This window comes from Rouxiella sp. Mn2063 (assembly GCF_049319665.1).
Taxonomy (GTDB): domain Bacteria; phylum Pseudomonadota; class Gammaproteobacteria; order Enterobacterales; family Enterobacteriaceae; genus JBMOUD01.
Genome location: NZ_JBMOUD010000010.1, coordinates 116,963 through 134,555, shown reverse-complemented (window position 1 = coordinate 134,555; position 17,593 = coordinate 116,963). Strand labels below are relative to the sequence as shown.

Here is a 17,593-nt window from a genome sequence, read left to right as displayed (position 1 = left end):
ACAACCGGGGCAGATCTACGCCACTCAGCGGCTAGCGAAGGTATTGCATTGATCTATTCGGCCGGTATCAAAACCGCGTTTGAACCAAGTATAACGCTGTTCTGATGTGCCGTGGGTGAAGCTATCTGGCACGACTCGCCCCTGGCTTTGTTTCTGCAAGCGGTCATCACCAATAGCTTGTGCAGCATCGAGTGCCTGCTTCAGATCGCCATTTTCCAGTACCTGCTGTTGTTGCATCGCATGGCCCCAGATACCCGCAAAACAGTCGGCCTGCAGCTCCATTTTGACCGATAGTTGGTTTACCTGTGTTTGTGACGCACCTTGCTGCATTTGTCTGACCTGACGTTCAATGCCTAATAAATTTTGTACGTGATGGCCGACTTCATGCGCGACAACATAACCTTGAGCAAAATCGCCGCCCGCACCAAGTTTGTTTTGCAGGTCTTGGTAGAAGGAAAGATCGATATATACCGTGCTGTCGGCTGGACAATAGAATGGTCCCATCGCCGACTGTCCTGTTCCACAGGCGGTACGCGTCACGCCGCGATACATTACCAGCTTAGGATCACGATAGGTTTTGCCATTGTCGGCAAAAATCTGTTTCCACACATCTTCAGTTGACGCTAATACCACTGAGGTAAACTTAGCCTGGCGATCGTCCTGCGGGCTGATTGACTGAGTTTGCTGAGCCGGTGCACCCGTTGACTGCCCGCCGTTAAGGAGCGGCGTCAGATCAACACCGTAATAACCGGCAATCAATACCACGATAACAATAACAATCCCGCTCTTACCGCGGATAGGGATACGCATCCCACCGCCGCTACCTACTCCAGCGCTTTGATTGCGCCGATCTTCCACATTGTCGCTTTCTCGACGCCCTTGCCAACGCATAGATTATCCCTCTGAGTGTTTCTATTTATCCTAGTTAACCGAAGGCAACTTCGCCATTACCTCGCGGTCATCCGGGCGCTATTCAACCTCAGTACAAAAACGGGAGCAATAGAAAATTTGGCTTAATAGACGTAGCCGGGGGATATAAGGCAGAAAATAAAGCGTAGTGAGTGAGGAATTATCCAGAGGATAAGGCGGTAAATATTACCGCCTTACAAGACAATCAAGTCAATACGCCAGTCTATTGACCAGCGTAAACGATTGCGTGATAACGCTAAAAAAAAGCGAAAAAATTAGTCCAGCTTAACGCCAATACGTTTAGCAACTTCTTCGTAAGCTTCAATCAGGCCACCCAAACTTTGACGGAAACGGTCTTTATCCATCTTGTCGAGGGTATTGGTATCCCATAGGCGGCAACCATCTGGAGAGAATTCGTCACCCAGCACCACTTCGCCTTTGAACAAGCCGAATTCTAGTTTGAAATCGACCAAAATCAGGTCAGCATCAGCAAACAATTTGCTCAAGACTTCATTGGCTTTGTAGCTCAGCGCTTTCATCTTCGCCAGATTCTCTTCGTTAACCCAACCGAAGGTCTTGCAGTAAGATTCATTGACCATTGGGTCATGCTTAGCATCGTCTTTCAGGAACAGGTCGAACAACGGAGGATTGAGCACCAGACCTTCTTCAACGCCTAAACGCTTAACCAGCGAGCCTGCGGCACGGTTACGAATAACGCATTCAACCGGGACCATATCCAGTTTTTTCACCAGTACTTCGTTGTCAGACAGCAGGCCTTCCATTTGGGTAGGAATACCGGCTTCTTCCAACTTGCTCATGATGAATTGGTTGAACTTGTTGTTGATTATGCCTTTACGGTCGAACTGCTCAATACGTTCGCCATCCAGTGCTGACGTATCATTACGGAACTCCAACACCAGCAGGTCTGGATTTTCGGTGGTATAGACGGTTTTCGCCTTTCCGCGATACAACTCAGCTAACTTTTGCATCTTAACTAACTCCAGTCACAATAAAATAACGTTAATGCAAAAAGGGGCCGGAGCCCCTTTTATGTTTATTTGCTTTTCACACCGCTGGTGTTGAAAGCAGCCTGCATTACTGCAACCATCGCATCGTTCTGCGACTGGCTTAATGCATGCCCTTTAGGATCAAGGAACTGCAAGCTACTACGGTTATTCAAGTCACCGAGCTGCAACTTATAATCACCGGAAACCAACTGTGGATCTTTGGCGCCCAATACATCCCAATCGCTGTCGCTCAACGGTTTGTAAGTCACCGTTAATGTGCCTTCTGGGCGACTGCTGTCTTTCACTTTCATGCCAGCTTTCGCCAAGGCATTAGGCAGACGCTCCCAGACAACGCCGAAGGTTGAACGCACGATCAATACTGGTAAGCCAGTGTCATCAGCGCCGCTTTGGACATCAATCTCGCCAACGCGCGCATTGTTACGGCTTGCTTCGCGATCTTGCTGCTGCTTATCCAGACCCGCGGTGATGGTATTAAGCATTTGGCTGTTGTAACGCTGAATTTCGCTAAGCGAGGTTACCGCATTGCCCTGCTGCTTGAGTTCCAACGTTTTCACAGTAATCGCCACCTGATAACTTTGTGGCTGGACGCTAATCTGGTAGCGGCCTTGATACTGAGAATCTTCGTCCAAACGATTCCATTGCACCATATCGGTGGTTAGCGTTTGCTGAGCATCATCGCGGCTGGCAATTTTATAGCCATTTTGCTGAATAATGCTGACCACATCGCTCCACAACCCGCTGGTTTGTGATGTTTTTTCCAACAATACAGTACCGCTATCGCCAGAGAACTGAGAACGAGAACCGCTTAACAGCGCCAACGGCTGCAACGGTGGACGAATATCAAGCTGCTTGCCGATATTCCCCGTTACATTGCCCGCAGGGATGTCATAAGTGCCATTTTGTAATGGCAGAATCATGCCCGCTGGTGCTTTTAATTCTTGCAACGGCGTAGCCTGAAGATAGGCATCATTGCCATTTACCTGGCGTTTGTAGCGCTGATCGCTGGAACATGCTGCCAGCATCATAATGAGCGAGACGCCCACAACTTTCGCTACCATCGACTTTTCTAATCCAGACTTTTGTAATCTGGACAGTTGCAATAAAGAAGCCATCAAATTTCCCTAAGAGTTACAGCAAACCAGCGCTTTTCAAGGCACCTTCCACCACTGGACGGGCAGCATCGGTTAACGGCGTCATTGGCAGACGCAGTGTATCTGTTGCCATTAATCCCAGCGCCTTACAGGCCCATTTGACCGGGATTGGGTTTGCTTCTACAAACAAATGCTGATGCAACGGCATCAAGCGCTGATTTAAACGGCGAGCTTCGGCAAAATTGCCTTGCGCCGCCAGCGTGCAAAGTTGGGCCATTTCTCGTGCGGCAATGTTAGCCGTGACCGAGATAACCCCTTTACCGCCGAGTTGCATAAAGTCTAGACCACTAGCGTCATCGCCACTGAGCAGAATAAAGTCTTCATCATCAACCAGCACTTGGATCTGGCTAACGCGACTTAAGTTCCCTGTCGCCTCTTTAACAGCAACAATATTTTTTATTTTAGCCAAACGAGCAATGGTAGGCGGCAACATGTCGCAGCCGGTACGCGAAGGCACGTTATACAGAATTTGCGGCAGCGCCGTATGTTCAGCAATGGCTTTAAAGTGCTGGTACAAACCTTCTTGCGTCGGTTTGTTGTAATAAGGTGTGACTGTCAGACAACCGACAACGCCGCTATTTTCAAAACGCTGAGTCAGCGCGATAGCTTCGGCGGTGGCATTCGCCCCAGTGCCAGCAATAATTGGAATACGCCCATCGGCCAGTTCCAATGTCTGCATAACCACATCACCATGTTCTTCATGGCTTAGGGTTGCCGATTCACCGGTCGTGCCTACGGAAACGATAGCCGCAGTACCACTGGCCACATGATAATCAATCAGTTTTTTCAGACTTGCGCGATCGACAGCACCTTTGGTGTCCATCGGCGTAACCAGTGCAACAATACTTCCCGTAAACATTGACCTTCCCCTCCACAAACAGGTTACTCATGGTACTTTTGACACCTAACCAAAGCAAGTAAACAACGTGTTGTTAGTCATTAGGAAAGCGTTTTTTTTGTGTTTACCATTTTTTTTATGTTTGCCATAGTAGTCAACCCACAGAGCATGACAGGAAGAGTGATTTTGCTACAGCCACAACAACACTATTTAGTGATCACCGCGCTGGGTGCCGATCGTCCCGGTATCGTTAATACGATCACCCGACAGGTCAGCAGCTGCGGCTGTAATATTGAAGATAGCCGTCTTGCCATGCTCGGTGATGAATTTACCTTCATTATGCTGCTTTCTGGTAGCTGGAATGCCATTACGCTAATTGAATCAACCCTGCCGCAGAAAGGCGCAGAGCTTGAATTATTGATCGTGATGAAACGTACCAGAGCGCATGAGCGCCCACCGATGCCTGCTACGGTTTGGGTAAAAGTTGAGGTAAAAGATTCACCGCACTTGATCGAACGCTTCACTAACTTGTTCCATACTCACCAGATGAACATTGCTGAGCTGGCCTCGAAAACCACGCCAGCAAGCAGCGAACAGGCGGCACAACTGTCAATTCAGATTACTGCCCATAGCCCTGCGGACGCTCATGCGACAATTATTGAGCAAGCGTTTCATCAGCTATGTACAGAACTGAATGCGCAAGGCAGTATTAACGTCGTCAGTTATTCACAGCATGAAGATAAATAGTAGTACTAAAAAATAATAGATGGAGAAATGTGATGAGCCCACTGAAAGCCGGTGATCCTGCGCCGAAATTTAGTTTACTTGACCAAGATGGTGAAGAAATTAATCTGGCCGACTTCCAGGGACAGAAAGTCTTGGTCTATTTCTATCCTAAAGCCATGACGCCTGGTTGTACGGTGCAAGCCTGTGGCCTGCGCGACAATATGGACCAGCTTAAGAAAGCTGGGGTTGAAGTGTTAGGAATCAGCACTGATAAACCAGAAAAGCTCTCAAAATTTGCCGAAAAAGAGCTGTTGAACTTCACGCTGTTATCAGATGAAGATCACCAGGTCAGTCAGCAGTTTGGCGTGTGGGGCGAAAAAACCTTTATGGGTAAAACCTACGATGGTATTCACCGCATCAGCTTCCTGCTCGATGCTGACGGAAAAGTTGAAAAAGTCTTTGATGACTTCAAAACCAGCAATCACCACGACATCGTATTGGCTTACCTGAACGAAAAGTAAGGTAAAATCAGGCCAATCAACTTATAAAAAAAGCGCAGTCGCGCTTTTTTTATTATCGTTGCGATGTTGCTATCAGGCTCGCCGCTTGTGCCATTAGCCGTCAGTTGGAAAATAGCGCTTCCCGCCAAAGGACTCAGGCTTCAACGCCCATTGATTGCACGCTAATATTCAACTAACACGATATGTACTATTCTGGCAAAGGAACGCTGATTATTAATCCTATTAGGATCGAGAGAATAGCGAGTTATGACCAAATTATTTAAAAAGACACTCGTCAGTGTATTGTTGATGTCCTTAATGGCAAGCCCATGTTACGTAGCCGCCCAAGACAGTAATAGTGGTGACATTAGCAGCGGGGATGTCAGTAGCATTGATAATCTGCCAGATATGGGCACATCGGCTGGCGGTACGTTGAGTATCAATCAAGAATTGGAAATGGGTGATTTCTATGTTCGCCAACTGCGTGCCAGCACGCCATTAATTAGCGATCCTCTATTAAATCAATACATTAATCAGTTGGGCCAGCGTCTGGTTTCCAACGCGCACTCAGTACGTTTTCCGTTCCATTTCTTTCTGGTCAATAACGATGAACTGAATGCTTTCGCCTTTTTCGGCGGCAACGTGGTTTTGCACTCCTCGTTATTTCGCTACACCGATAACGAAAGTCAGTTAGCGTCAGTAATGGCGCACGAAATCTCCCACGTTACCCAACGCCATCTAGCCCGCGCCATGGAAGACCAACAACGTACCGCGCCATTAACCTGGGTTGGCGCGTTAGGTTCTATTTTATTGGCAATGGCGAGCCCGCAGGTAGGAATGGCTGCCTTGACCGGTACCTTAGCTGGCACACAGCAAGGCATTATCAGCTTCACTCGTTCCAATGAGCAGGAAGCAGACCGTATTGGCTTGCAGGTTTTACAACGTTCAGGTTTTGATCCAGAGGCCATGCCGGCCTTCTTGCAAAAGCTCGCGGATCAGTCTCGCTACTCGAGTAAGCCGCCCGAAATGTTGCTAACTCACCCATTGCCCGACAGTCGCCTGGCCGATGCGCGGAATCGCGCTAATCAGATGCCAAGAAAGATTGTGCAATCTTCACAAGATTTCCTGTTTGCTAAAGTGCGTATGCTCGGCATGTATGGCTCAGAGAGCCATCCGTTGACGGATGACTATCTGCAAACGCTCGATAATGGCAACGTGCGCGATAAACTGGCGGCTAAGTACGGCCGAGCCATTCTATTTTATAAAGCAAAAAGCTATGACCGCGCGCGCGCCATACTCGAGCCAATGTTGAGCGCCGATCCTAATAATGTCTGGTACCTTGACCTGCTGACCGATATTGATATCGACCAGAAAAAAGTTCCGCAGGCAATTGCCCGCTTGGAAAAGGTCAACGCAGCGCAAAGCAAAGAACCTGTATTACAGCTCAACTTAGCTAACGCCTACGTTGAAGGCAATCAGCCTGCCAACGCAGCACGTATTCTTTACCGCTATACTTACGCCCATCCAAGCGATGGCAACGGCTGGGATTTATTAGCTCAAGCCTGTGCAGCGCAAGGGCTACGCGCACAAGAACTCGCGGCGCGAGCAGAAAGTTTGGCGTTGCTTGGTCAGCTCGATCAATCGATTAAATTACTCAGCAATGCCAGCGCACTTTCCACACTCGGCAGCCTCGATCAGGCGCGCTACGACGCCAGAATCGACCAACTGCGTCAGTTACAAAAACGCTTCAGTCAATATCAGAAGGGGTGATGACAACGGCTTATAAGCCTTTGCCTTTGACCTGGCAGTTGCCCTTAATAGCGCATCTTGTCGGCCAAGAGAATGACTTTGGTTAGGGGAAATCGGCCAAGGACGGCCGATTTAGGTTGAACAATCAGGGATGATTGTTGAAACCGACCCGTCCAACCAAAGACATGAACGCGGGAAGTCGCGCAGCGACCCGACAAGCTAAGCGCAGGCGCTTGAGTGCAGAGGCTTTCGCCTTAAAGCCTCTGCCGGGCGCGTTCGCCAACGCTCACATAGCATTGCGCAGTGATAAGCGACCGAACAAACGCAATGTTCAAATAAATATTCATGAATATCCACCATAGGAGTTATCTATGCCTCATGACATCACCATCTACCATAATCCGCGTTGTTCAAAAAGCCGCGAAACTCTGGCGTTGCTGGAAGAAAAAGGCATCAAACCCGATGTGATTTTGTATTTGGAAATAACGCCGTCACCAGAAACCTTGCAGCAGTTAATTAAACAGTTGGGGTTCAGCTCAGCACGTCAGCTAATGCGCAACAAAGAGGAGTTGTATAAAGAATTGGGGCTGGGGGATAAAAACCTGACTGAGCAGCAGTTGATCCAAGCAATGCACGATCATCCGCGTTTGATTGAGCGCCCTATCGTGGTTGCTAATGGCAAAGCCCGTTTAGGTCGCCCACCGGAGCAAGTTCTGGAGATCCTCTAAGGATAATTACAGCGAGAGGATCTCTTTGACGAAGGGGATCGTCAGTTTGCGCTGGGCGGTGATCGACGCTCTGTCGAGTTGATCGAGCGTCATAAATAAGGTGCGCATTTCGCGATCTAAGCGTTTAAGCAAGAAACGACCGACATCTTCCGGCAGTTCAAAGCCTCGCAGTTTGGCACGCAATTGTAATGCTTCAAGTTTTTCACCGTCTGAAAGCGGCTGCAGGCGATAAATTTGCCCCCAATCCAAACGAGAAGCCAAATCTGGCAGGCTCAGATTAAGCTGACGCGGGGGACGATCTCCGGTAATAAACAATCGGGTGCGTCCGGTTTCCAGAATACGGTTATACAGATGGAAAACCGCGGCTTCCCACTCTTCGTCTCCGGCAATACCTTCGATGTTATCGATGCAAACCAGCGCCAGTTGCTCCATGCCGTCCAATACTTCCGGGACAAAATAAGCACGTTTATCTAGCGGAACATAACCGACGGCTTCACCACGTTGCGAGAGTTCGGCGCAGGCAGCATGCAATAAGTGGCTACGTCCACCGCCCTCACGGGACCAGAAATAGAGATAAGTGCCGTGCTCCTGATGCAATGCGTTCTGAATGGCGGCGAGCAGAGAGGGGTTCTCCCCCGGGAAAAAACTAGCAAAAGTTTCATCATCAGGAAGATAAAGTGGCAGGGAAAGCTGTGCCGGAGTATTCAGAAGCACCTCAACCAAAGCTGGTTTCTCAACCAGACATGCTTGCAACGTCATCATTGCAAAGTAATAAACGCAAAGTAATCGCAGAATTCTAGCATAGGATCCCACAATTATAGAACTATCGCTCAGCGTAAGCGCTTGCAAAGCGAACACAATCGCGAGTTTTAGTCTCAAAACTCGCGATTGCTAGATAATTTACAGCCGAAGATCGATTTAGTGCGAACGCTCGTCGGCGATATCAATGATCTCTTCTTCACCGCGAATCAGTTCAATCACTTTGAACAACAGGCTGAGGAATACCCCAACGATCGTTGCCAGCGCCATCCCTTTCAACTCAGCAGCCCCGATGTGTACCGTTGCGCCGCTCACGCCGATGATCAGGATCACTGAGGTCAGGATCAGGTTTTGTGCTTTGTTATAATCCACTTTGGATTCAATCAACACGCGGATCCCTGATGCACCGATCACACCATATAACAGCAGAGAAACACCGCCCATCACCGGCACGGGAACCGCTTGAATCGCTGCCGCTAATTTACCCACGCAGGACAACAGAATGGCCAGAATAGCCGCGCCGCCGATAACCCAGGTGCTATAAACCTTGGAAATCGCCATCACGCCGATATTTTCGCCGTAAGTGGTGTTTGGCGTAGAACCGAAGCATCCTGATAGCACTGTAGATAAACCATTCGCCAACATCGAACGATGCAGGCCTGGGTCACGCAGCAGGTCTTTTTTAACAATGTTGGCAGTCACTACCAAGTGGCCAACATGCTCGGCAATGACCACCAGCGCCGCAGGCAAAATGGTTAAGATAGCAACCCACTCAAAGCGTGGCGTATAGAAGGTTGGCAAGGCAAACCAGTGCGCCTGCTCAATAGCGCTAACGTTCACCACGCCCATAAAGAAGGAGAGCGCATAACCAACCAGCACGCCGATAAGAATCGGGATAATAGCCAGAAAACCGCGGAACATCACTGAACCTAATACCGTAACGGCCAGTGTTACCATCGAGATAATGACCGTTTTACTATCCGCTGAGCTACCCGCAGCAGGCAGTAAACCGGCCATATTAGCGGCAACCCCCGCCAGCTCAAGCCCGATCACCGCGATAATGGCGCCCATCGCTGCCGGAGGGAACATGACATTTATCCAGCCGATGCCCGCCTTCTTGACGATTAGCGCCACCAGACAAAACAGCAAACCACAAACGATAAACCCGCCTAATGCCACTTCGTATCCCATCGGCAACAGTAAAAGCACCGGTGAAATAAAGGCAAAACTCGACCCCAAATAAGCAGGGATCTTGCCTTTACAGATGAACAGGTACAACAACGTACCCACGCCGTTAAATAACAGCACCGTCGCAGGGTTGATCTTAAATAAAATCGGCACCAGAACGGTGGCGCCAAACATGGCAAACAGATGTTGTAAGCTAAGCGGAATCGTTTGCAATAGCGGTAAACGTTCCTCTACCCCAATAACGCGACGTGTCATATGTAGTTTCCTGTTGATGAAGAGTAATCACTGATATCTGGCGCTCTAAACGGGCCAGTTCATAGCACGCCCCGGCTTTAGCAAGGCAAGGAAACCGGGGCAAAAAAAAGCCGACTCATAAAGTCGGCTAAAAATTATTTGGTACCGAAAATCTTGTCGCCGGCATCGCCGAGGCCAGGAATGATGTATCCGTGCTCATTCAAGCCTTGGTCCACAGAAGCGGTGTAGAGCTCAACATCTGGGTGTGCTTTCTCTAACGCGGCAATACCTTCTGGCGCCGCAACCAGTACCAGCACCTTGATGCTCTGGCAGCCGGCTTTTTTCAGTAAATCGATGGTCGCAATCATTGAGCCGCCGGTTGCCAGCATTGGGTCAACCACCAGCGCCATACGTTCTTCAATATTAGAGACCAGTTTGTGGAAATAAGGCACCGGCTGCATGGTCTGCTCGTCGCGGTACACACCAACAACGCTGATACGTGCGCTTGGTACGTGCTCCAATACCCCTTCCATCATGCCGAGGCCAGCACGCAGGATTGGTACAACAGTAATTTTTTTACCTTTAATTTGTTGTACTTCTACCGGGCCGCACCAGCCTTCGATGGTGACAGTTTCAGTTTCTAAATCAGCGGTGGCTTCATACGTCAATAAACTGCCCACTTCAGAAGCTAATTCGCGAAAGCGTTTAGTGCTGATGTCATTTTCACGCATCAGTCCCAGCTTGTGTTTTACCAGCGGGTGTTTCACCTCAACGATCTTCATTTTTATTTCTCCTAAGGTGGGTGTTGGCTAAAAAAAATCGCGAGATTATAACGCCTTTTTTTTCGAACGCCACCGCCAATAGCCCAACGGATTAGGATCGAGATCAAAGCAAGGGCTAATTTTGATTAAAAAAGACGCTATCAAAGTATTATATACCCAAAATAATTGACGTTGCCTCAAGGCGGCAAGGGAACGCATCCCGATGAGCTTACGCGGGTAAGTGATTCGGGTAAGTGAGCGTAGCCAACGCAGAAGCAACTTCAAGTATGACGGGTATATACGGTGAAATGTTGGTTGTAAGGAATAATGCCACTCGCAAACGTTTGCCTAGACTGCTAGAATTGCCGCGCTTCATTCTACAACCACAAATCGCAAACCGCCGTGGGGAATTCGCAGTGACCGACAAAACCTCTCTCAGCTATAAAGACGCAGGTGTGGATATCGATGCAGGTAACGCATTGGTAGACCGCATTAAAGGTGTAGTAAAACAGACTCGTCGTCCAGAAGTCATGGGCGGACTGGGTGGTTTTGGTGCCCTGTGCGCGCTGCCGCAAAAATATCGTGAACCGATTCTGGTTTCGGGGACCGACGGCGTTGGCACTAAGCTGCGTCTGGCGATGGATTTAAAACGCCACGATACTATCGGTATCGATTTGGTCGCAATGTGCGTCAATGACTTGGTGGTACAAGGCGCTGAGCCTTTGTTCTTCCTCGATTACTTCGCAACCGGCAAACTGGACGTGGATACTGCCGCCAGTGTAATTACCGGTATCGCTGAAGGCTGTAAACAATCTGGATGTGCGCTGGTCGGTGGTGAAACTGCCGAAATGCCAGGCATGTACCACGGCGATGATTACGACGTCGCTGGTTTTTGTGTCGGTGTGGTTGAAAAATCAGAAATTATCGACGGCAGCAAAGTTCAGGATGGCGACGTGCTGATTGCACTAGGTGCAAGTGGCCCACACTCTAACGGCTACTCGCTGGTACGCAAAATTCTGGAAGTCAGCAATACCGATCCGCTGACTACCGACCTGGCAGGTAAACCGCTGGCCGACCACCTGCTTGAACCAACTAAAATCTATGTCAAATCAATCCTTAACCTGATTGAAAACGTAGAAGTTCACGCTATTGCTCACTTGACCGGCGGCGGCTTCTGGGAAAATATCCCGCGCGTACTGCCAGACAATACCCAAGCAGTGATTGATGAATCTAGCTGGAAATGGCCGGACGTGTTCACCTGGTTGCAGCAAGCGGGCAACGTCAGCAGCCACGAAATGTACCGCACCTTTAACTGTGGCGTTGGTATGGTGATTGCACTGCCAGCAGCGCTGGTTGATGAAGCCATTGCGCTGTTGAACGCACAGGGTGAAAAAGCCTGGAAAATCGGTAGTATCAAAGCTTCCGATTCCGAGCAGCGCGTCGTTATTAACTAAATTAAGTCAGCGTTCGGGTTAATCATTTAAGCTTGATAGGTGCAAAGATGAAAAGGATTGTGGTCTTGGTGTCCGGCGCAGGGAGTAATCTCCAAGTGCTGATCGATGCCTGCCAGCAGGGACGTATTGCTGCAAAACTCGTTGCTGTGTTTAGTAACAAAGCCGATGCCTATGCCTTAGAACGCGCACAATCGGCGGGGATCCCCGCCGATTCGTTAGATGCCAAAGCTTTCACTGACCGTGCATCATTTGATGCCGCTTTAGCGCAGGCTATTGATGCTTACCAGCCAGATTTAGTGGTACTGGCCGGCTATATGCGTATTCTCAGTCCAGAGTTCGTTAAGCACTACGCGGGACGAATGCTCAATATCCACCCTTCCCTGCTGCCAAAATATCCCGGTTTACACACTCACCGTCAGGCGATTGAGAATCAGGATGAGGTCCACGGTACGTCGGTGCATTTTGTCACTGAGCAGCTAGACGGCGGCCCGGTCATTTTACAAGCCAAAGTCCCGGTGTTTGCCGAAGACAACATAGAAGAGTTGCAAGCCCGCGTGCAGACGCAGGAATACAACATTTATCCTCTGGTAGTCAGTTGGTTTGTTGACGGTCGATTGATCATGCGCGATGGACAAGCGGTATTAGATGGCCAAACTTTACCAGAGCAAGGTTACGCCGCAGATTGAGCCAAGCCACAGTAGATATTTCAAGAGCCGACCTTTGCGTCGGCTTTTTTGTACGAAAAAAACGCGAAATATGTTAAATTAGTGCCCTCTTCAGCGAGCAATCTTTTATGCTGCAAAAATTAATCAAAATGGAACATTAAGGATCCCCCATGTCCAGCAACGCCCTTGTTAGATTACGTCCATTGGAACGAGACGATCTGGCATTTGTTCACCGCCTCAATAATAACGCTAGCGTAATGCGTTACTGGTTCGAAGAACCTTACGAAGCGTTTGTTGAGTTGGAGGACCTCTACGATAAACATATTCACGATCAGAGCGAGCGTCGCTTTATTGTCGAGTCAGAACAAACCCGCCGTGGTTTGGTTGAACTCGTTGAGATTGATCATATTCACCGCCGTGCCGAGTTTCAGATAATCATCGACCCCGGCCATCAGGGCCAAGGCTATGCCGTGGAATCGGCGAAGATGGCGATGGATTACGCCTTCTCAGTGCTCAATTTATACAAACTTTATCTGATTGTTGATAAAGAGAATGACAAAGCGATTCATATCTACACCAAACTCGGTTTTGAAGTCGAAGCTGAGTTGAAAAACGAATTCTTTGTTAATGGTGAATATCGTAGCGTGATCCGCATGTGTATTTTCCAACCACAGTTCCTGACGATGTATAAAACCAATGTGGCGCAAACGCCCGCCGTTACCGCTATTGGTGCAGGCACCGTCTGATTTATCTGGCATTAGATAATTTATTCATCGCCCCAGCCAATATTATCAAGACACATCAAGTTGCAGGTGGGCGGCAATTCCGCAACTTGATGTGTGACGAGGGCGATTGCAAGAGGCAGTTTGCCGCTGCCCCTGCAAAAATAACGGCGAAAAAAACCACTAAATACTGTTATTTTCCAAGCAGTTCCCCTTTATAAATTATGTCATGCTTAGTACTGATATCTATTGGACTTTACTGTCAATCTTTCGCAATAATGCTAGTGGACAATAGGCCCCTAAATTAGCTACTCCCCATTAGAGTCAATGCCAGTTGCCAAGACACAAAAATAGCTCAACTGCCTAATGGGGCAGGTTTCAAAATGAATGAACGGAGTGAAAATGGGTCAGGAAAAGATATACATTGAAAAAGAACTGAGCTGGCTTTCATTCAATGAACGGGTGCTGCAAGAAGCAGCAGACAAAAGCAATCCCCTTATTGAACGTATGCGCTTTCTGGGTATTTACTCTAATAACCTTGATGAATTCTATAAGGTCCGCTTCGCCGACCTCAAACGCCGTATTTTAATCAGCGAAGAACAAGGTTTTCTCGGTGCGTCACGCCATTTACTGAAAAAAATTCAAGCCAAAGTACTCCGCATCGATCAGGAATTTGACACCCTCTATAACGATCTGCTGCTGGAAATGGCACGTAACCAGATTTTCCTGATTAACGAGCGCCAAGTTTCTGAAAACCAACAAGAGTGGTTGCGTCAGTATTTCAAACAGCACCTCCGTCAGTTTATTACTCCCATTCTTATTAACCACGAAACCAATCTGGTGCAGTTTCTTAAGGATGACTATACCTACCTGGCTGTCGAGATTATCCGCGGCGAGCAAAAAGATTACGCGCTGCTAGAGATCCCATCGGATAAGGTGCCACGCTTTGTCAATTTACCGCCAGAAGCACCGCGCCGCCGCAAACCGATGATCTTGCTCGATAACATCCTACGTTATTGCCTGGACGATATTTTTAAAGGCTTCTTCGATTACGATACGCTCAATGCCTACTCGATGAAGATGACCCGCGACGCCGAATACGATTTGGTGACAGAAATGGAGTCGAGCCTGCTGGAATTGATGTCATCGAGTCTAAAACAGCGTCTCACCGCCGAGCCGGTGCGTTTTGTTTATCAACGTGATATGCCAGACGAGATGGTGGAGTTGCTTCGCGGTAAGCTGGGCATATCGAATTACGATTCGGTGATCCCAGGCGGGCGCTACCATAACTTCAAAGACTTTATCAGCTTCCCGAACGTCGGTAAGGCCAATATGGTCAATCAGCCGATGCCACGCCTGCGCCACCTGTGGTTTGATAATTTCCGCAATGGCTTTGCAGCAATCCGGGAGCAAGATGTTCTGCTTTATTACCCGTATTACACCTTTGAGCACGTATTGGAACTATTACGCCAGGCGGCATTTGATCCTAACGTCCTCTCAATCAAGATTAATATTTATCGGGTAGCCAAAGACTCACGCATTATCGAATCGATGATTCATGCTGCGCACAATGGCAAAAAAGTCACCGTGGTCGTCGAACTACAGGCGCGCTTTGACGAAGAGGCTAATATCCATTGGGCCAAGCGTCTGACCGAAGCAGGCGTACACGTTATCTTCTCCGCGCCGGGTTTAAAAATTCACGCCAAACTGTTTCTTATCTCTCGCCGTGAAGGTGAGGAAATTGTCCGCTATGCTCATATTGGGACCGGCAATTTTAATGAGAAAACGGCGCGTATTTATACCGACTATTCGTTGTTGACTGCCGATTCACGCATCACCAATGAAGTACGCCGGGTATTTAACTTTATTGAAAACCCATATCGCCCGGTGACCTTTGAGCATTTGATGGTTTCACCACAAAACTCGCGCAACATGCTCTATGACTTGATTGATCAAGAGATAGCCAATGCACAAGCCGGGGAAAGTGCGGGGATTACACTTAAGATCAATAATTTGGTCGATAAGGGGCTGATAGATCGTTTGTATTCTGCCTCTAATGCTGGCGTAAAAATTCGTATGCTGATCCGCGGCATGTGTTCTCTGGTGCCAGGTTTACCTGGTGTGAGTGAAAATATTCAGGTAACCAGTATCGTTGACCGGTTCCTGGAACATGACCGGGTTTATGTTTTTGAAAACAAAGGCGACCAGAAGGTATTTCTCTCTTCTGCCGACTGGATGACTCGAAACATTGATTACCGTATCGAAGTCGCAGTAGCGCTACTCGATCCACGCTTAAAACAGCGTGTCCTGGATCTGCTGAATATCCAGTTCAGTGATACGGTGAAAGCACGATATCTTGATAAAGAGCTCAGTAATCGCTATGTTCCACGCGGAAATCGCCGCAAGGTTCGCGCACAACTCGCGGTGTACGATTATTTAAAAAACTTTGAACTCGATAATAAAAAATAACTTATACACAAAATAATTGGAGTTGCATCAAGGCGGCAAGAGCGCACACCCGATGAGCTTACTCACGTAAGTGATTCGGGTAAGCAAGCGCAGCCAACGCAGAAGCAACTTCAAGGATGACGGGTATAACCACCGGGCCTGATACCTTGGAGCAACTAACTTTTATGCCGCTAAATAGCACGATAACTACTAAACCACAGGAAATTGCCGCCATTGATCTTGGCTCTAACAGTTTCCATATGGTGATCGCTCGCGTTGTAAACGGTGCACTTCAAGTGTTAGGCCGCTTGAAACAACGAGTCCATCTGGCTGATGGACTCGACAGTAACAATGTTCTCTCTGAAGAAGCGATGCAGCGAGGGCTAGATTGCCTGGCATTATTTGCCGAGCGCTTACAAGGCTTCTCAGCCGATAACGTGACCATTGTCGGTACGCACGCATTACGCCAGGCCGTCAATGCAGAAGCCTTTTTGCAGCGTGCTGCCGAGGTTATCCCCTACCCAATCGAAATTATTTCCGGTCAGGAAGAAGCGCGCTTAATTTTTATGGGCGTTGAACATACGCAGCCAGAAAAGGGGCGTAAGTTAGTGATTGATATCGGTGGCGGTTCTACCGAGTTAGTCATTGGTGAGGATTTCCAACCATTACTGGCCGAAAGCCGCCGAATGGGTTGTGTCAGCTTCGCGCAATACTTCTTCCCGCAGGGTGAAATCAGCCGTAATAATTTCAAACGTGCGCGCTTAGCGGCGGCGCAAAAGTTGGAAACCATCTCTTGGCAATATCGCCTTGAAGGCTGGCAATATGCATTGGGCGCTTCCGGTACCATTAAAGCCGCACATGAAGTGCTGGTAGAAATGGGCGAGAAAGACGGGCTAATCACCCCGGAACGTTTAGAGATGTTGGTTGAGCAAGTCATGGGCTTTAAAAACTTCAGCTCATTAAGCCTGCCGGGACTAGCAGAAGATCGCCAATCGGTATTTGTCGCAGGTCTGGCCATTCTTTGTGGTGTATTTGATGCCTTGGCAATTAAAGAGCTCCGTCTCTCTGACGGTGCTTTGCGTGAAGGTGTGCTGTATGAGATGGAAGGTCGTTTCCGCCATCAGGATATTCGTAGCCGCACTGCGAAAAGCCTGGCAGACCACTATAATATTGACCGCGAGCAAGCTAAACGCGTACTCGATACCACCGAGAATCTCTATGCCCAATGGGTAGAACAAAACCCTAAATTAGCGCAACCACAGCTAGGTGCTCTGCTGAAATGGGCAGCCATGTTGCATGAAGTCGGGTTGAGTATTAATCACAGTGCGCTGCATCGCCACTCGGCATATGTTCTGCAAAACTCCAACTTGCCGGGCTTCACCCAAGAACAGCAAACACTGCTGGCAACGCTGGTGCGTTTTCACCGTAAAGCCATCCGCCTTGATGAACTGCCACGGCTAAACTTATTTAGAAAGAAACATTATCTGCCGCTGATTCAGTTACTACGCCTCGGTGCACTGCTTAACAATCAGCGTCAATCAACAACACGCCCTGAAAGCTTGCATTTGCATACCGATGACTCCCACTGGACGTTAGTTTTCCCTACCGGTTATTTGGCACAAAATAACCTGGTACAGCTTGATTTTGAACGTGAGCAAAGTTATTGGGATGCAGTGACTGGCTGGAAGTTAATGCTGGAAGAACAAGATATCGACGACGACATTTAAGCCGTC

At 48.5% G+C, this 17,593-nt stretch carries 16 protein-coding genes; 9 read left to right on the top strand and 7 right to left on the bottom strand.

The annotated features are described in order from the left end of the window. Positions 1 to 24 precede the first annotated feature (24 nt). The 4 genes from ypfJ to dapA form a co-directional block, all read right to left on the bottom strand. Positions 25 to 891 (bottom strand): KPN_02809 family neutral zinc metallopeptidase, encoded by an 867-nt coding sequence (gene ypfJ / locus ACL9RG_RS15605; protein WP_422793535.1) that lies wholly within the window; start codon positions 889 to 891, stop codon positions 25 to 27. Between the two features lie 293 nt (positions 892 to 1,184). Beyond that, on the bottom strand, positions 1,185 to 1,898 hold the full coding sequence (gene purC, locus ACL9RG_RS15600; RefSeq protein ID WP_422793534.1) for a phosphoribosylaminoimidazolesuccinocarboxamide synthase: 714 nt from the start codon (positions 1,896 to 1,898) through the stop codon (positions 1,185 to 1,187). A 65-nt stretch (positions 1,899 to 1,963) separates the two neighbouring features. Continuing rightward, positions 1,964 to 3,049: an outer membrane protein assembly factor BamC gene (gene bamC / locus ACL9RG_RS15595; RefSeq protein ID WP_422793533.1), complete on the bottom strand. Its 1,086-nt coding sequence runs from the start codon at positions 3,047 to 3,049 to the stop codon at positions 1,964 to 1,966. Between the two features lie 16 nt (positions 3,050 to 3,065). Beyond that, positions 3,066 to 3,947, bottom strand: coding sequence for a 4-hydroxy-tetrahydrodipicolinate synthase (gene dapA / locus ACL9RG_RS15590; RefSeq protein ID WP_422793532.1), 882 nt, complete (start codon positions 3,945 to 3,947; stop codon positions 3,066 to 3,068). 147 nt (positions 3,948 to 4,094) lie between these two features. On the opposite strand from dapA, the gene ACL9RG_RS15585 reads away from it, so the two are divergent. The 4 genes from ACL9RG_RS15585 to arsC all read left to right on the top strand — a co-directional run bounded on the left by ACL9RG_RS15585 (position 4,095) and on the right by arsC (position 7,629). Then, positions 4,095 to 4,673 carry a glycine cleavage system transcriptional repressor gene (locus ACL9RG_RS15585; protein ID WP_422793584.1) on the top strand — a complete coding sequence of 193 codons (579 nt, stop codon included), beginning with the start codon at positions 4,095 to 4,097 and terminating at the stop codon, positions 4,671 to 4,673. A 32-nt stretch (positions 4,674 to 4,705) separates the two neighbouring features. After that, on the top strand, positions 4,706 to 5,173 hold the full coding sequence (gene bcp / locus ACL9RG_RS15580) for a thioredoxin-dependent thiol peroxidase (protein WP_422793531.1): 468 nt from the start codon (positions 4,706 to 4,708) through the stop codon (positions 5,171 to 5,173). A gap of 246 nt (positions 5,174 to 5,419) precedes the next feature. Continuing rightward, on the top strand, positions 5,420 to 6,922 hold the full coding sequence (locus ACL9RG_RS15575; RefSeq protein ID WP_422793530.1) for a M48 family metalloprotease: 1,503 nt from the start codon (positions 5,420 to 5,422) through the stop codon (positions 6,920 to 6,922). Between the two features lie 350 nt (positions 6,923 to 7,272). Further along, the gene (gene arsC, locus ACL9RG_RS15570) at positions 7,273 to 7,629 is read left to right on the top strand and encodes an arsenate reductase (glutaredoxin) (RefSeq protein ID WP_422793529.1); all 357 of its coding nucleotides are present in this window, start codon (positions 7,273 to 7,275) and stop codon (positions 7,627 to 7,629) included. A 6-nt stretch (positions 7,630 to 7,635) separates the two neighbouring features. Here the strand turns inward: arsC and hda are convergent, their stop codons facing one another. From hda to upp, 3 genes are all read right to left on the bottom strand, one after another. Then, on the bottom strand, positions 7,636 to 8,343 hold the full coding sequence (gene hda, locus ACL9RG_RS15565) for a DnaA inactivator Hda (protein WP_422793583.1): 708 nt from the start codon (positions 8,341 to 8,343) through the stop codon (positions 7,636 to 7,638). Between the two features lie 204 nt (positions 8,344 to 8,547). Further along, the gene (gene uraA, locus ACL9RG_RS15560; protein WP_422793528.1) at positions 8,548 to 9,831 is read right to left on the bottom strand and encodes a uracil permease; all 1,284 of its coding nucleotides are present in this window, start codon (positions 9,829 to 9,831) and stop codon (positions 8,548 to 8,550) included. 134 nt (positions 9,832 to 9,965) lie between these two features. Then, the gene (gene upp, locus ACL9RG_RS15555) at positions 9,966 to 10,592 is read right to left on the bottom strand and encodes a uracil phosphoribosyltransferase (protein WP_422793527.1); all 627 of its coding nucleotides are present in this window, start codon (positions 10,590 to 10,592) and stop codon (positions 9,966 to 9,968) included. Positions 10,593 to 10,987: 395 nt separating this feature from the next. On the opposite strand from upp, the gene purM reads away from it, so the two are divergent. The 5 genes from purM to ppx all read left to right on the top strand — a co-directional run bounded on the left by purM (position 10,988) and on the right by ppx (position 17,587). Then, positions 10,988 to 12,025: a phosphoribosylformylglycinamidine cyclo-ligase gene (gene purM, locus ACL9RG_RS15550; protein WP_422793526.1), complete on the top strand. Its 1,038-nt coding sequence runs from the start codon at positions 10,988 to 10,990 to the stop codon at positions 12,023 to 12,025. A gap of 47 nt (positions 12,026 to 12,072) precedes the next feature. Then, positions 12,073 to 12,711, top strand: coding sequence for a phosphoribosylglycinamide formyltransferase (gene purN, locus ACL9RG_RS15545; protein ID WP_422793525.1), 639 nt, complete (start codon positions 12,073 to 12,075; stop codon positions 12,709 to 12,711). 149 nt (positions 12,712 to 12,860) lie between these two features. Continuing rightward, positions 12,861 to 13,436 (top strand): spermidine N1-acetyltransferase, encoded by a 576-nt coding sequence (gene speG / locus ACL9RG_RS15540; RefSeq protein ID WP_422793524.1) that lies wholly within the window; start codon positions 12,861 to 12,863, stop codon positions 13,434 to 13,436. Positions 13,437 to 13,814: 378 nt separating this feature from the next. Further along, on the top strand, positions 13,815 to 15,881 hold the full coding sequence (ppk1, locus tag ACL9RG_RS15535; RefSeq protein WP_422793523.1) for a polyphosphate kinase 1: 2,067 nt from the start codon (positions 13,815 to 13,817) through the stop codon (positions 15,879 to 15,881). A 164-nt stretch (positions 15,882 to 16,045) separates the two neighbouring features. Then, positions 16,046 to 17,587, top strand: coding sequence for an exopolyphosphatase (ppx, locus tag ACL9RG_RS15530; protein ID WP_422793582.1), 1,542 nt, complete (start codon positions 16,046 to 16,048; stop codon positions 17,585 to 17,587). Positions 17,588 to 17,593: the final 6 nt, after the last annotated feature.